Origin of the sequence: Mesorhizobium sp. WSM1293 (genome assembly GCF_000513875.1) — a bacterium.
Classification (GTDB): Bacteria; Pseudomonadota; Alphaproteobacteria; order Rhizobiales; family Rhizobiaceae; genus Mesorhizobium; species Mesorhizobium ciceri.
On the sequence record NZ_AZUV01000012.1, the window covers coordinates 1 to 15,014 of the forward strand.

General features: G+C 63.9%; 14 protein-coding genes and 1 pseudogene. 10 read left to right on the forward strand and 5 right to left on the reverse strand.

Translation table 11 applies throughout. From position 1 onward, the window contains the following. Positions 1–258: pseudogene (locus tag M729_RS1000000138845) on the forward strand (IS481 family transposase); the annotation flags it as partial. A gap of 200 nt (positions 259–458) precedes the next feature. Here M729_RS1000000138845 and M729_RS0116355 read toward each other — a convergent pair. Then, a complete protein-coding gene (locus M729_RS0116355) occupies positions 459–1,955 on the reverse strand; it encodes an FAD-linked oxidase C-terminal domain-containing protein (protein WP_013530350.1) in 1,497 nt (498 codons plus the stop codon). Positions 1,956–2,083: 128 nt separating this feature from the next. Continuing rightward, complete coding sequence (locus tag M729_RS0116360) at positions 2,084–3,406, reverse strand: DUF3422 family protein (RefSeq protein ID WP_013530349.1); 1,323 nt, start codon at positions 3,404–3,406, stop codon at positions 2,084–2,086. A 206-nt stretch (positions 3,407–3,612) separates the two neighbouring features. Between M729_RS0116360 and M729_RS01000000135270 the strand changes: the two genes are divergently transcribed. Genes M729_RS01000000135270 through M729_RS0116385 form a run of 3 tightly spaced genes read left to right on the forward strand, consistent with a single transcriptional unit; the run spans position 3,613 to position 6,382 of the window. Next, positions 3,613–4,416 carry an FCD domain-containing protein gene (locus M729_RS01000000135270; RefSeq protein ID WP_032808722.1) on the forward strand — a complete coding sequence of 268 codons (804 nt, stop codon included), beginning with the start codon at positions 3,613–3,615 and terminating at the stop codon, positions 4,414–4,416. 19 nt (positions 4,417–4,435) lie between these two features. Continuing rightward, complete coding sequence (locus M729_RS0116380) at positions 4,436–5,581, forward strand: alpha-hydroxy acid oxidase (RefSeq protein WP_013530347.1); 1,146 nt, start codon at positions 4,436–4,438, stop codon at positions 5,579–5,581. 27 nt (positions 5,582–5,608) lie between these two features. Next, complete coding sequence (locus M729_RS0116385) at positions 5,609–6,382, forward strand: metallophosphoesterase (protein ID WP_027162213.1); 774 nt, start codon at positions 5,609–5,611, stop codon at positions 6,380–6,382. A 38-nt stretch (positions 6,383–6,420) separates the two neighbouring features. Here the strand turns inward: M729_RS0116385 and M729_RS1000000139700 are convergent, their stop codons facing one another. Both M729_RS1000000139700 and M729_RS0116395 read right to left on the reverse strand, forming a co-directional pair. Continuing rightward, a complete protein-coding gene (locus M729_RS1000000139700; RefSeq protein ID WP_013893872.1) occupies positions 6,421–6,552 on the reverse strand; it encodes a hypothetical protein in 132 nt (43 codons plus the stop codon). A 293-nt stretch (positions 6,553–6,845) separates the two neighbouring features. Then, complete coding sequence (locus tag M729_RS0116395; RefSeq protein ID WP_027162214.1) at positions 6,846–7,544, reverse strand: type 1 glutamine amidotransferase; 699 nt, start codon at positions 7,542–7,544, stop codon at positions 6,846–6,848. An 88-nt stretch (positions 7,545–7,632) separates the two neighbouring features. Here M729_RS0116395 and M729_RS0116400 point away from each other — a divergent pair, with 88 nt between their 5' ends. The 4 genes from M729_RS0116400 (at position 7,633) to M729_RS0116415 (ending at position 11,711) form a co-directional block, all read left to right on the forward strand. Continuing rightward, complete coding sequence (locus M729_RS0116400; RefSeq protein ID WP_027162215.1) at positions 7,633–8,280, forward strand: hypothetical protein; 648 nt, start codon at positions 7,633–7,635, stop codon at positions 8,278–8,280. Positions 8,281–8,311: 31 nt separating this feature from the next. Continuing rightward, positions 8,312–9,046: a 16S rRNA (uracil(1498)-N(3))-methyltransferase gene (locus M729_RS0116405; RefSeq protein WP_027162216.1), complete on the forward strand. Its 735-nt coding sequence runs from the start codon at positions 8,312–8,314 to the stop codon at positions 9,044–9,046. 144 nt (positions 9,047–9,190) lie between these two features. Beyond that, complete coding sequence (locus M729_RS0116410; RefSeq protein ID WP_024502321.1) at positions 9,191–10,564, forward strand: glutamate--cysteine ligase; 1,374 nt, start codon at positions 9,191–9,193, stop codon at positions 10,562–10,564. A 100-nt stretch (positions 10,565–10,664) separates the two neighbouring features. Further along, positions 10,665–11,711 (forward strand): DUF937 domain-containing protein, encoded by a 1,047-nt coding sequence (locus M729_RS0116415; RefSeq protein WP_027162217.1) that lies wholly within the window; start codon positions 10,665–10,667, stop codon positions 11,709–11,711. 160 nt (positions 11,712–11,871) lie between these two features. Here M729_RS0116415 and M729_RS0116420 read toward each other — a convergent pair whose 3' ends face one another. Next, positions 11,872–12,162, reverse strand: coding sequence for a DUF1127 domain-containing protein (locus tag M729_RS0116420; protein WP_013530339.1), 291 nt, complete (start codon positions 12,160–12,162; stop codon positions 11,872–11,874). A gap of 178 nt (positions 12,163–12,340) precedes the next feature. Between M729_RS0116420 and M729_RS0116425 the strand changes: the two genes are divergently transcribed. Further along, positions 12,341–13,297, forward strand: coding sequence for a LysR substrate-binding domain-containing protein (locus M729_RS0116425; protein ID WP_027162218.1), 957 nt, complete (start codon positions 12,341–12,343; stop codon positions 13,295–13,297). A gap of 83 nt (positions 13,298–13,380) precedes the next feature. Further along, the gene (gene xseA, locus M729_RS0116430; RefSeq protein ID WP_013530337.1) at positions 13,381–15,012 is read left to right on the forward strand and encodes an exodeoxyribonuclease VII large subunit; all 1,632 of its coding nucleotides are present in this window, start codon (positions 13,381–13,383) and stop codon (positions 15,010–15,012) included. Positions 15,013–15,014 lie beyond the last annotated feature (2 nt).

A 15,014-nucleotide genomic window follows, 5' to 3' on the forward strand; every position in this document is an offset into this window, starting at 1 on the left:
GTTCCCCTCGACAGATACACACCTTCGCCGCGCTCCTTCAGCGAGGCCGTCGAAGCCTTCGACTACCCACAGGGCGCCATCGTTCGCAAGGTTCAGAAAGAGGGCCGCGTCGCCTTGTGCGGCTACATCCTGCGCCTCTCCAAGGCATTTGGCGGAAAGGCCGTGGCCTTCATCCCCACCACCAAGGACGGCGTCTTCCAAGCCTTCTTCAGACATCAGAAAATAGAAACAGTCGACCTCAACCTCAGCAGACGATAAGTGACAAAACTGTTCGCGATGTCTCCGCACACCTGTTCGCGATGTCCCCGGTCCAAACAGGGGGGAGATCAGATGTCGCATATGGCTTCGCCAATCTTCAATGATGACGGAAGGGCGAGGCGCGCAAGCTGCCAATCTCCCCCCTTGAGGGGGAGATGTCCGGCAGGACAGAGGGGGGTGTTCACGCGCCGTCATCACCCTCAAAACCTCGGAATGTCCGGAAACGCCACCTGCCCGCGGTGCACATGCATCCGCCCGAGCTCGGCGCATCGCCGCAGCTGCGGAAATACTTTTCCCGGGTTGAGCAGATGGTTGGGATCGAAGGCGCATTTGACCCGCATCTGCTGGTCGAGATCGATCTGGGTGAACATTTCCGGCATCAGGTCGCGTTTTTCCACGCCCACACCGTGTTCGCCGGTCAAGACGCCGCCGACCTTGACGCAGAGCCGCAATATGTCGGCGCCGAAGCTTTCAGCCTTGTCGAGTTCGCCCGGTACGTTGGCGTCGTAGAGGATCAGCGGATGCAGATTGCCGTCACCGGCATGAAAGACATTGGCGACGCCGAGACCGTATTTTTCCGACAGCTCGCGCATGCCGGCGAGCACGCGCGGCAGCTCCTTGCGCGGGATGGTGCCGTCCATGCAGTAGTAGTCGGGCGAGATGCGGCCGACGGCCGGAAACGCCGCCTTGCGGCCGGCCCAGAAGCTCAGCCGTTCCTGTTCGGACTGCGAAATGCGGCAGGTGGTCGAGCCGTTCTTGTAGGCGATCGCCTCGACCAGCCCGATCAGATGATCGACCTCGACGCCCGGCCCGTCGAGCTCGACGATCAGCAGCGCCTCGACATCGAGGGGATAGCCGGCATGAACGAAATCTTCCGCCGCATGGATCGCCGGCCGGTCCATCATCTCCATGCCGCCCGGGATGATGCCGGCGCCGATGATGTCGGCAACGCACTGGCCGCCCTGCTCGCTGGTCGGGAAGCCGATCAGCAGTGCACGTGCCGTCTCCGGCTTCTTCAGGATGCGCACGGTGACCTCGGTGACGACGCCGAGCAGCCCTTCGGACCCGGTCATGACGCCGAGCAGGTCGTAGCCTTCCGCATCGAGGTGACTGCCGCCCAGCCGCACCACCTCGCCATTCATCAGCACCATCTCGATGCCGAGCACATTGTTGGCTGTGAGGCCGTATTTCAGGCAGTGCACGCCGCCGGAATTCTCCGCGACATTGCCGCCGATCGAGCAGGCGATCTGGGAGGATGGATCGGGGGCGTAGTAAAAGCCCTCCTGCTCGACGGCGGTGGTGATGCCGAGATTGGTGACGCCCGGCTGGGCAACGACGACGCGATTGGGAAAATCGATCCCGAGGATACGGTTGAAGCGGCTCATCACCAAAAGCACCGCGTCCTCGAGCGGCAACGCGCCACCCGACAGCGAGGTGCCGGAGCCGCGCGGCACGACGCGGATGTTGCGGTCGTTGCAGTATTTCAGCACGCGCGAAACCTGCGCCACCGTTTGCGGCAGCACGACAACCAACGGCAGCTGCCGATAGGCGGTCAGGCCGTCGCTCTCGAAGGCGCGCATGGAATTGGCGGCGTCGACAACGCCCTCACCCGGCACGATGATGCGCATGTCGGCGACGATCTCGTCGCGCCGGCGCATCGTGGCATCGTCTGGTTTCGGCATGGCCAGGCCGGACATCAGCAGCCTCATTTCGCTTGACTGGTCAAAATCTTTTACCAGTGAAGCGCGTTGGGTGCAAATCCTGTAATGGCGGCGAATCCAACTTCAAGGCGGAGACAGGCTTACGCAGCGGCAATCTGCCGCTGCTATTCGCCGGGCGGCTTGCCGGGTTCGGAGTGCATCCGGCGCACGCGGCGCACGCCCCACCAGACCAGCAGGATGGCGACAGGCACCGAAGCAGCGGTAATGATCTCCGGGGCGAAGGCATGGCCGAAGATCGAGGCGCCCTTGGCGACATAGCCGACAAGGCCGACCACATAATAGGAGACGGCGGCGACCGAGAGCCCCTCGACGGTCTGCTGCAGGCGCAATTGCAGGCGGGCGCGGTTGTTCATCGAGGCAAGCAGGTCGCGGTTCTGCTTCTCGACCTCGACATCGACCCAGGTGCGCAGCAGCGTCGTGGCGCGGGTCAGTTTTCGCGATAGATTTTCCTGCCGCTCCTCGACCGAGCGGCAGGTGCGCATTGCGGGCGCCACACGGCGCTGCAGGAACCCGCGCCATGTGTCATAGCCGGGCACAGCCTCTTCCTCGAGTGCGTCCAGCCGTTCGCCGACGATGCCGTCATAGGCGCGGCTGGCGCCGAAACGGTAAAGGCTCGACGCCGCGTCCGCCTCCAGCTCCGCCGCAAGTTCGGTCAGATCGGCCAGCAAGGTCTGGCTGTCCCGTGTCCCGGCGACCTTCATCTCCAGCGTGGTCTGCGCCAGCCGATCCTCGATGCGGCGGGCGCGGCCGGACAAGGTCAATGCCAGCGGCAGGCCGAGCATGGCCAGCGTCCGATAGGTTTCGATGTCGATAAGCCGCTGCGACAACGCGCCGGTGCGCGCCGGGGTCAAGCCGCGATCGAGCAGCAGCATGCGCGTCAGGCCATCGCCATCCTGGCGAAAATCGGTGACGATGGCGGCGTTTCCGCGCTCGACCAGCGAGTAGCACAGGCTGGTCGGATCGAAACCGGCTATCAGTTGCTCGCTCGCTTGCGTCCATTTGCGGATTTCGAGCCTGATGCCGGAGATGCAGGTTCCAGGCGGGGAAAACCCGTTGCCGAAGGGTGAGTCCTCCTGCGTCCTGCCGCTTTCGGAAAGCGGCCCTTCCCACAAATAGGTCGAGAATTCGGTGTGCCGCTCCCAGCGCAGCGAGCCCTTGCCCCATTTCATGGCATGGTGGCGGGCCTGGCGGTCGGGCGCGGCGATGCCGAGGCGCCGCGACAGTTCGGAAAGTACCGCGTGGTCGACGCCGGAGCCGCCCTCCGTCATGAAGGCGAGTTGCATCAGGACGCGTGGCTTTTCGATCAGCGGATGCGGCCGGGCATGAACCTCGCCGAGTGCGCCGGGCCGGCCCTCATGCGCGGGAAAGCCCATGACGCTGCCCTTGGCGCGCGGCTGGAATTCGAGATCGGACGGGTCGTCTGACACGGCTTGTTCCCCGGGGGTTTCCTTGAACCCGCTTGCACTCGCGTCCCTCTAGTGCCAATGGCCTGACGACGCAAACGGCAAAGTTAGCCGAAGATCACGGGATCGGGCGGGAAATCGGCCAGCTTTTTGTCAATTGGATAAATAATTTGACCAGTTGGCGAGGCAGGCTCTATTCTGCGGCATCGGTTCACCTTCCAGGCATTCTGTTGAGCGACATTTTTTCCAGGATCGAGCATTCGCGCACCGCCGACGAGGTGGTGCAGCAGATCGAGAGCCTCATCCTCGAAGGCGTGCTGCGCACCGGCGACCGGCTGCCGGGCGAGCGCGAGCTTGCACGCCAGTTCGACGTATCGCGGCCGATCCTGCGTGACGCCCTGAAGGCACTGGAAGGACGCGGCCTTTTGACGACAAGGCCCGGCGGCGGCACGCATGTCGCCGATGTCATCGGCCAGCTCTTCACCAAACCGGTGACGGACCTGATCTCGATGCACCGCAAGGCAGTGACCGACTATCTGGAATACCGCCGCGAGATCGAAGGGGTTGCGGCTGAATATGCGGCACGGCGCGCCACCCCAGACGACATGGCGCTGCTCGATAAGATCATGGCACGCATGGACGATGCGCACCGGACCGGCGACTTCGACGACGAGGCCGAGATCGACGTCGAGTTCCACCACGCGATCTGCGAATGCGCGCACAACATCATCCTTTTGCACACGCTGCGCTCCTGTTATCGGCTGCTGTCGGAGGGCGTGTTCCAGAACCGGCTGCTGGTGTTCACCGTACCCGGCGCGCGCGACGCCCTGCTCGCGCAGCACCGGGCGATCCATGCGGCGGTGAAGGCCGGCGACCCGGCCACCGCCCGCCAGGCGGCGATGGACCACATCACCTATGTCGAACGGTCGATGGCGGAGGCCGAGCGCAGCGGCGACTGGCAGCGCGTCTCGCGGCTGAGGTTGAAACAGCGCGTTGACGCCACCGATACAGAACCAGCACGCAAACGCTCCTAGCTATCGAAACGGGAAGCCCATGAGCCAGATCCTGACCATCGCCGACCTCAAGGACCTCGCACGCCGGCGTGTGCCGAAGATGTTCTTCGACTATGCCGATTCCGGTTCGTGGACCGAAAGCACGTATCGGGCCAACGAGGAGGATTTCCAGAAGATCAAGTTCCGCCAGCGCGTCCTCGTCGACATGGACAACCGTTCGCTGGCATCGACGATGATCGGCGAAAAAGTGTCTATGCCGGTGGCATTGGCGCCAACCGGCATGACCGGCATGCAGCACGCCAATGGCGAGATGCTGGCGGCGCAGGCGGCGGAGGAATTCGGCGTGCCGTTTACCTTGTCGACGATGAGCATCTGCTCGATCGAGGATGTCGCCTCGGTTACCACGAAGCCGTTCTGGTTTCAGCTCTATGTGCTGCGTGACAAGGATTTCGTGCTCAACCTGATCGACAGGGCAAAGGCGGCGAAATGCTCGGCGCTCGTGCTGACGCTCGACCTGCAGATTCTCGGTCAGCGCCACAAGGACATCCGCAACGGGCTTTCGGCGCCACCCAAGCTGACGCTGACCAACATCGTCGACATGGCCATCCGCCCGCGCTGGTGCGCCGCCATGGCCGGCACCAAGCGGCGGACCTTCCGCAACATTGTCGGCCACGCCAAGGGCGTCGGCAACATGGCCTCGCTGGCATCGTGGACGACGGAGCAGTTCGACCTGCATCTGTCGTGGAAGGACGTCGCCTGGATCAAGGAGCGCTGGGGCGGCAAGCTGATCCTCAAGGGCATTCTCGACAAGGAGGACGCGCTGATGGCGGCCAAGACCGGCGCCGACGCGATCATCGTTTCCAACCATGGCGGGCGCCAGCTCGATGGTGCGTCGTCGTCGATCGGCGTGCTGGAAGAGATTGCCGACGCGGTCGGCGACACGATCGAAGTGCATATGGATGGCGGCATCCGCTCCGGCCAGGATGTCCTGAAGGCGCTTTGCCTCGGTGCCAAGGGAACCTATATAGGCCGGCCGTTTCTTTACGGCCTGGGGGCGCTTGGCAAGGAAGGGGTTACCAAGGCGTTGGAAATCATCCGCAAGGAGATGGACATCACGCTGGCGCTGTGCGGAAAGCGTCTTGTCACCGACATGGGCAAGGACCAGCTCCGGCGCCAGGTCCCGTGACCGCCTGACCACGGAGACACCGAAAAGTTGGCAGAATCCGGCATCCATTTTCTCGACGCGCATGGGCCGGACGGCATCCGTCTCTATGCGATCGGCGACGTCCACGGCCGGCTCGACCTGCTGGCCGCCATGCATCTGCGCATCAGGGCCGAGATCGAGCAGGAGGCGCCTGCCGAGTGGCGCGTCATCCATCTTGGCGACTATGTCGACCGCGGGCCGGACTCGAAGGGCGTCATCGATTTCCTGATCGAAGCGCAAGAGCGAGACCCTCGTCACCTGATGCTGGCCGGCAACCACGACATCGGCTTTCTCGATTTTCTCAAGACCCCTGACCCGGAAGGGCTTTTCATCCGGTTCGGCGGCATCCAGACGGCACAGTCTTACGGCGTAGCGATCAGTGAAGGCACAAGCGTGTGGTTCGGCAAGGCCGAATCGGCCGTGCGCAAAGGACATCAGGCACTGGTCGAGGCCGTGCCGCAAAGCCACATCGACTTCCTGCGATCGCTGCCGTTTTCCGTGACTTTCGGGGACTTCTTCTTCTGCCATGCAGGCATCAGGCCGGGCATTCCTCTGGAGAAGCAAAACCCGCAGGATCTGATCTGGATCCGCGACGTCTTCCACAACCACCCCGACCTCTATCCGAAGATCGTGGTGCACGGCCACACGCCGGTGCCGGAGGCGGAAGTGATGGCAAACCGCGTCAATGTCGACACGCTTGCCTGGCAATCAGGCATGCTGAGCGCGCTCGTCGTCGACGGCGCGGACAAACGCATCCTGACAATGACGATCAAGGAAGCTTGAGCGCCGCGCGTCGTAGGACGCGAAAGACGCTTCCCGCTTTAGCGCAGCGAGGCGGTGACGCCGTAACCGTCGACGGCGTTGTGGTTGTTGGCTGCGTCGGCGGCATAGATGCCGAGACCGCACAGCACGATGGCGGACAACATGGCAAAGGACAGAAGCGCTGCTTTCACGGAGGTCATCTCTTGTTGAGCTTTCTGCATCTGTGCACCAGGCGGTTACCAATGCGTTGAAACGGAGAATTCGCTTCAAAGTTTCGACGATTTTGCGCTTCTAGGCATGTTCTGTATCAACGGTGTGTCGCGCGGGTCACACAAAAGGTTCATAGCCGTTGCACAGAAGATGCAGAGCGCGCGCCTTCTAGGATGGCGGGCGGACACAAGCCAAGAATGAAACCGTTTTCCCCAGGCGGTTTCACCGCCGCGTGCCAATTATGTCACGCTGGAGGGTACGGAGAGACCAACGCTCAGATGGTCGCTACCCAGGCCCGGGCAATGGCGAGGCCAGCGGCATCCGCATCGGGCCCGTTGCGGGCCATTTCGCCATCGAGCTTGCCGGCCCAGTCGGGATGGCGCGCAGCGATGGTCGGGGCAAAGGACGCGCTCCAGTCCTTGACCATCGGCCGGTCGGCCTCGAAGTGAAACTGGAAACCGTACACGGCGCGGCCGACGCGAAACGCCTGGTTCTCGGCGACATCGTTGCCGGCAAGCCGCACGGCGTTTTCGGGCAACACGAAGGTGTCGTCGTGCCATTGGAAGATCGGGAACTTTGCCGGCAGAGCGCCCAGCACCGGATCGGCCTTGGCGTCAGGCGTCAGCGACACGCCGTGCCAACCGAACTCATTGGCGCCGCCGATACGGTTCTCGCCACCAAAGGCACGAGCGACGAGCTGGCTGCCCAGGCAGATGCCGAGCACGGCGCGATCCTTGTCGGCAAAGTCGCGGGTCAGTTCGAGCAGTGCCGGGAAATAGGGGTACTCATCGTCGGCCAGCGCATTCTGGCCCCCGCCGAGCACCACCATGGCATCATGCCCGGCCGCGTCATCCGGCAGGGGATCGCCCCTGTAAGGGAGACGCAGGTCGAGATCGGCGCCCGCTTCCGCAAGTGCTGCGCCGACCTGGCCGAGGCCGGTATTGTCGTAGTTCTGGACCACCAGCACCCGCATCGCAAAACCCTGCTGACATGAAAAAGCTGCGACGAGCGATATCATGCCGCTCGCATTGCAGCCAAGATGCGTGTCCGGAGAGAAAACTATGCCACTGCAGAACCGGGTCGATCCGTTCGGTATCATCCACGCGGTGCCCGATCGCGGCATGTTCACCGGCAATCGCGGCATCATCCACGACCCCGAGACGAAGACGCTCAAGAAAAAGCGCTGGGCGCTTCAAGCCTGGATCATCTGCGTCTGCCAATTCCGAAATGTGCGGCGCGAACCGATGGGCCGCAACAGGAAGGGCGGTAAAGCGGGCTGGACCGAGCTGTTCTTCCTCGACGAGGTGACCGCACTGGCGGCCGGGCATCGCCCCTGCTTCTTTTGCCAGCGCGAACGGGCCAGGGATTTCGTCGGCCGCTTCGGCGAAGCCTTCGGCATCGCCGAACCGCGCGCGCCGATGGTCGACAAGCGGCTGCACAAGGAACGGCTGGCGTCAGGCGGCAAGCCGCCAGTGATTGCGGTTGAAGACCTTGCCGGCCTGCCGGACGGCGCCATGGTTGCGGATGGCGGCACTGTTTATGCCCTGCGTAGCGGCAAGGCACTGCGCTGGTCCTTTGCGGGATATGAGCACCCCAACAATTTCGACATGCTCAAAAGCAAGACACTCTCGCTACTGACGCCGGCCACGACGCTCTGCGTGCTGCGGCACGGCTTTCGGCCGGTGTGGCATCCGACCGCCGAGGCTTGACGCCGGCGGCCGGCTCGCTCATTCCTCGGCGATGCGCGCCAATTACAAAATGCAACGTCTGTTCGTGATCGACGATCTCGCGCCGGACATCGAATTCGAGGCCGGCCAACAGCAGAGCCACTATCTCCTGCATGTGCTGCGGCTTGGCGAAGGCGCCGAAATCCTGGTGTTCAATGGCCGCGACGGCGAGTGGTCGGCGGCCATATCGGCGAAGACGAAAAGGGCGGTGCGGCTGAAGGTGTCGGCGCTGCAGCGGCCGCAGCCGCCTCTGCCCGATCTCGTCTACTGCTTTGCGCCGCTGAAGCAGGGGCGGCTCGATTATCTCGTGCAGAAGGCGGTCGAGATGGGCGCCGGCATCCTGCAGCCGGTCATTACCCGGCACACGCAAGTGGCCAAGCCGTCGATCGATCGCCTGCGCGCCAATGTCGTCGAAGCCGCCGAGCAATGCGGCATCCTGGCGGTGCCTCAGGTGCGCGAAGCCGAAAAATTCGACCGCCTGTTGACCGGCTGGGACACAGAGCGACGGCTGATCTTCTGCGACGAGGATGCTTCGACCAACAATCCGCTGGCCGCGCTGCAGGCGGTCAAGGAAAAGAAGCTTGGGCTGCTGGTCGGGCCGGAGGGTGGCTTTTCCGACGATGAGCGCAAGATGCTGCGCGCCCTGCCCTTCGTCACCGCCATTCCGCTCGGCCCGCGTATCCTGCGCGCCGATACGGCGGCGGTGGCCGCATTCGCGGTGATGCAGGCAACGGTCGGAGACTGGTGAGACGTCATCCCTTGCAAGGGACGCAGAGTTCCAGCAACGTTCAATTCCTGTTGACCTGTGGCTCAGGATTTTTCGCTTGATCGTCTGCTGACATTTCGTCCATTTACCGCCGGCGGTCATCCGGCCGCCTCTGAGGGTACCATCATGGCGCGCGATACGACCGATTTCCGCCCGATCGAAGGTGTCGACGAACTCGTCGAGCACCTGGCCGAAGGCAACAAGCCGCGCGACAAATGGCGCATCGGCACCGAGCACGAGAAATTCCCCTTCTATGTCGACGGCAATGCACCGGTCCCCTATGGCGGCGAGCGTGGCATCCGCGCCATCCTCGAAGGCATGCAGGAAAAGCTCGGCTGGGACCCGATCGTCGATGACGGCCGCATCATCGGCCTGGTCGAACCGACCGGCCAGGGTGCGATTTCGCTGGAACCCGGCGGCCAGTTCGAGCTTTCCGGCGCACCGCTGGAGACGATCCACCAGACCTGCCGCGAGGGCAATGCCCATCTGGCGCAGGTGCGAGAGATCGCCGAACCGATGGGCATCCGCTTCCTCGGCCTCGGCGGCAGCCCGAAATGGTCGCTTGCCGAGACGCCGAAAATGCCGAAATCGCGCTACGAGATCATGACGCGCTACATGCCCAAGGTCGGCACCAAGGGCCTCGACATGATGTATCGCACCTGCACGATCCAGGTGAATCTCGACTTCGAGAGCGAGGCCGACATGCGCCGCAAGATGCAGGTGTCGTTGAAGCTGCAGCCGCTGTCGACGGCCTTGTTCGCGAATTCGCCTTTCACCGAAAGCCACCCGAACGGCTTGCAGAGCTGGCGCGGCGACATATGGCGTGACACCGACAACCAGCGCTCGGGCCTGCTCGAATTCTGCTTCTCGCCCGATTTCGGTTTCGCCGACTATGTCGAATGGGCGCTCGACGTACCGATGTATTTCGTCATCCGCGACGAGCGCTATCACGACATGACCCACATCACCTTCCGCCAGTTCATGGCCGGGGCCGCGCGCAATGAAGTGCCGGACGGGCTGCCGACAATGGGCGACTGGGCGAACCATCTGTCAACGCTGTTCCCGGATGTGCGGCTGAAGCGCTTCCTCGAGATGCGCGGCGCCGATGGCGGGCCATGGCGGCGCATCTGCGCGCTGCCGGCCTTCTGGGTCGGATTGCTTTATGATGAGGCCGCACTCGATGCCGCCGAGGCGCTGACCTCGAGCTGGACGTATGAAGAAACGCTGGCGATGCGCAATGCCGTGCCGGAACAAGGCATCTCCGCACCGTTCCGCAACACCACGCTGCGCGAGATCGCGCGTGACGTGATGGTCATTTCCCGCATGGGACTGAAGAACCGTGGCAAGAAGAACCGCGACGGCTACGACGAGACCTCCTTCCTCAACACGTTGGACGAAGTGGTGGCGCGGGGCACCACCAGCGCCGAGGAGATGCTGTCGGCCTACCACACGCGCTGGGGCGGCTCGATCGAGCCGGTTTTCATGGAATACGCCTATTAACCCTCGGATTTGGCAAAGCTGACCGGCCGGCAAAAGTCGCTTCAATCGGAAGTGGAAACAAACTAGGCTTCTTCGGCGAGGATTTCCGGAGGAGACGCCGATGCCCACCTTGTTCGACATGCTGACGCAGGCCCAGAACGGCAACGGCATGCAGGCCCTTGCCCAGCAATACGGGCTTTCAATGCAGCAGACGCAGGCGGCGGTTGCCGCATTGCTGCCGGCCTTTTCGCAGGGGCTGCAACGCAACACCGCCGACCCCTATGGGCTCGGCGCCTTCATGACGGCGATGGCCAGCGGCCAGCACGCCAAGTATTTCGAGGACGCAACCCGGGCCTTCTCGCCGCAAGGCGTCGATGAGGGCAACGGCATTCTCGGGCACCTGTTCGGTTCGAAGGATCTGTCTCGCGCCGTGGCCAGCCAGGCGGCGCAAGCCAGCGGCGTCAATCAGCAGATCCTGCAGCAGATGCTGCCGGCGATCGCCTCGATGGTCATGGGCGGGCTGTTCAAGCAGACGGCAAACCAGATGCAGGCCGCCGGCGGTTTTGGCGGCGGTGGCAACAATCCGCTCGGCGAGATCATCGAGCAGATGATGCGGCAAGGCGGCGGCATGCAGGCCCCGGCGCCGCAGCCGCGCCAGGCGCCGCCGCCCCAGAACCCGATGGACAACCCGCTCGGCAAGGTGTTGCAGGACATGTTCGGCGGCGGCGCGGCTCAGCCACAGCCGCAAAGCCAGCCGCAGCCGGCGCCCAATCCCTACGGCGACAATCCGCTCGGCAAGGTGCTGCAGGACATGTTCGGCGGTGGCGCGCCTCAGCCGCAGCCGCAAGGGCGGGCGCAGCCGCAGCCCCAGCAGACGCAAAGCCCCTACGGAGACAATCCGCTGGGGAAAATCTTCGAGGAGATGCTGCGGCAAGGTGGCGGTGGCTTAGGCGGCATCCCCGGCGGACAGCCGGCGCCGCAACAGCCTCAAGCGCCCCCGCAACGTCAGGCACCGCAGCCACAGGCCAATCCGAGCGGCCGTCCGAAAAACCCGTTCGACGACCTGTTCGGCAAGATGTTCGAAACCGGCGCCCAGCAGCGTGACGACTACCAGAAGGGCGTGGAGACGATCTTCGACCAGTTTAAGCGGGACATGGACCGGCGGTAGGCGGTCTTCGCTGAGGTAGAAAGAGAAAAGCCCGGTCCTGGGAGGACCGGGCAGAGTGCAGGCGGGCCGGGGGGATCCGGCAGGGAGTGGGAGCCTGCATACTCGTCAGTCGCGTCGAACCCTGAAAAGGTTCACGGCAACCTAAACAACAAGCAACCGATCAGGCCACCTTGCGAGCGAAATCCTCGATCGTTTCGATGCGATCACTGGCGATCTCGCGCAGCATCGCCGTCGGGTCGCGGCCAAACGGCACGTCGATAGCGACATGCAGATCGGCGCGCGTCAGGCCGATATCGGCGAGTTCGGCGTCCGACATCTCGCCAAGGCGATAGAAGGCGCGGCGGTTTTTCCAGGCGCGGTAGATGTTGGAGACGGTGTTGGCCACGCGCGTCGCAACGGCCGGACGCGAGGTGATGCGCGAGGTCTCGGTGGCGAAATCGAACGTGGTCATTGTCGGTCTCCTTCAGACTCGAACGGGCAAAGCCTTGCGATCGGCGCTGGCGACAGCGGCCGTTCCGGCTTCGATTCACATGCCTTCATGTGGACAATGCCAATTTGCCATCGGCCGATTGATTAATCCAACGAATGTTTCTAATCTTTACCATCAACACCAGTGATGGATCATATCGATGAAATCGCCGCTCGATCTCGATCAATTGCAGACCTTCATCTCGATCGCCGATACCGGCAGCTTCACGCGGGCAGCTGAAGAGGTGCACCGGACCCAGTCGGCGGTGTCGATGCAGATGCGCCGGCTGGAGGAGCGGATCGGCAAGCCGCTGTTCGAAAAGGACGGACGCACCAACAGGCTGACCGAGGAAGGCGACAAGCTGCTCTCCTATGCGCGGCGGCTGATCTATCTCAACCGCGAGACCCTGGCGGCCTTCGACGACCGGCGGCTCGAAGGCACGATCCGCATCGGCACGCCCGACGACTATGCCGACCGTTTCCTGCCGGAGATCATGGCACGGTTCACGCGCTCCAATCCGCGCGTCGAACTGACCGTCATCTGCGAGCCGACGCCGGGTCTGGTCGAGCATATCAAGCGCGGCAATCTCGACCTCGCGCTGGTGACGCACAACGACGTACGCGGCCAGTCGGAGGTGGTGCGGCGCGAACCGCTGCTGTGGGTCACCTCGGCCAATCATGCCACGCATGAGCAGGAAACGCTGCCGATGGCCTTCGGCCGGCCGAACTGCATCTGGCGGCGCGCCGCCGTCGATGTGCTCGACCAGCAGAACCGCGACTATCGTATCCTGTTCACCAGTTTCTCGGCCACCGTCATCACCGCCGCGGTGCTTTCCGGGCTGGCAATCTCGGTGCTGCCGGAATGCGCGCTCAGACCCGGTATGCGGGTGCTGGGCGAAGCCGACGGCTTCGGCGCCCTGCCCGATTGCCGCATCGGCATCATGCGCGGCCAGACGTCGCGGCCGGAGATCGTCGATGCGCTCGCCCGCCATATTTCGGAAAGCCTGGACAACATCTCGGTGCCGGTCGGCGAAGACCCCGGAACGTTCGATTTCGCAGCGCTCGCCTTCACCAAGCTGCGGCGAACCAAGCCGAACCAGATCCTGCCCGGCTGGTAGGCAGGGCCAGGTGTGCGGGTTATGAACGGCTGGCCCGACGCAACCGCCTTGACGCGGGCGCCCAACCGTTCCCCAATCGACGGATGAGCGAAGTAGCATCCGAATCACGCACCAACGCCGCCGAATATACGGTGAGCGAGATTTCCGGCGCGCTGAAGCGCACGGTCGAGGACGTTTTCGGCAATGTGCGGGTGCGTGGCGAGATATCAGGCTATCGCGGGCCGCATTCCTCAGGTCATGCCTATTTCGCGCTGAAGGACGACCGCGCGCGGCTCGACGCCGTGGTGTGGAAAGGCACGATGAGCCGGCTGAAGTTCCGTCCCGAAGAGGGCATGGAGGTGATCGCCACCGGCAAGCTCACCACCTATCCCGGCAAATCCAACTATCAGATCGTCATCGACAATCTGGAGCCGGCTGGCGCCGGCGCCCTGATGGCGCTGCTGGAGGAGCGCAAGCGGCGGCTGCAGGCCGAGGGGCTGTTCGACACCGGTCGCAAGCGGCTGCTGCCGTTCATGCCGCGCGTCATCGGCGTCGTCACCTCGCCGACAGGGTCCGTCATCCGCGACATCATCCACCGCATCAAGGACCGCTTTCCGCTGCATGTCCTGGTCTGGCCGGTGCGCGTGCAAGGCGAGACGTCAGGCGCGGAAGTGACCGCCGCGGTCAACGGCTTCAACGCGCTGGCATGGGATGGCGCCATCCAGCGGCCCGATCTGTTGATCGTTGCGCGTGGCGGCGGCAGCCTCGAAGACCTCTGGGGGTTCAACGACGAGGCGCTCGCCCGCGCGGTTGCCGCTTCCGGCATTCCGGTGATCTCGGCTGTCGGCCACGAGACCGACTGGACGCTGATCGACCTCGTCGCCGACGTGCGGGCACCGACACCGACAGGCGCGGCCGAAATCGCCGTGCCGGTGAAGGCCGACCTCGAGGCAACGCTTGCCAGCCTCGGTGCGCGGCTGAAAGCGGCGGTGCTGCGCAATTTCGAGCGCAAGCGGCAGGCCGCCCGTGCCGCCGCCCGGGCCCTGCCCTCGCCCGATCAATTGCTGGCGCTGCCGCGCCGGCGCCTCGATGAGGCGACATCCAGGCTCGGCCGGGGCCTGTTGGTCTCCACCGAACGCAAGCGTGCAAGGTTTTTTGCCGTGAAACTGACACCGGCAATGCTGTCGCAGCGCATTGCAGAGGCCCGGCGCACCAACGAACGCAATCTTTTGCGAGCACAAGGGGCACTGCGTGCGATGGCAAGAGCCCGGCGTGCGGAGCTTAACCGGGCGGCGGATCAATTGCCAAAATGTGCCAGGGCTTCGCTGCAGCGGCACAAGCAGCAACTGGCCATGCTGCAAGGCCGCATCACGATCGAGCCGACGGCACGGCGGCAACGCGTGCAGAGGGATTTGCTGACAGCTTTGACAAGACGCGGCACGCAAGCAGTGGTGCTCAGGCTGGAGCGCCTGCGCGGCCGCGTCGTCCAGGCCGACAGGTTGATGGCGTCGCTGTCGCACAAGGCCGTCCTGGCCCGCGGCTTTGCGCTGGTGAGAGATGCGGACGGCGCCGTCGTCAAGCAGGCTGCCGACGTGGCGTCGGGAATGGCGCTTTCGCTCGAGTTCGCCGACGGGACCGCCGATGCGGTGGCAATCAGCGGCACGGCAAAACCGAAAGCCGTGGCCAAGCCGGCGGCCAAGGCCAAAGAGCCTGGCAATCAGGGATCCCTATTCTGACA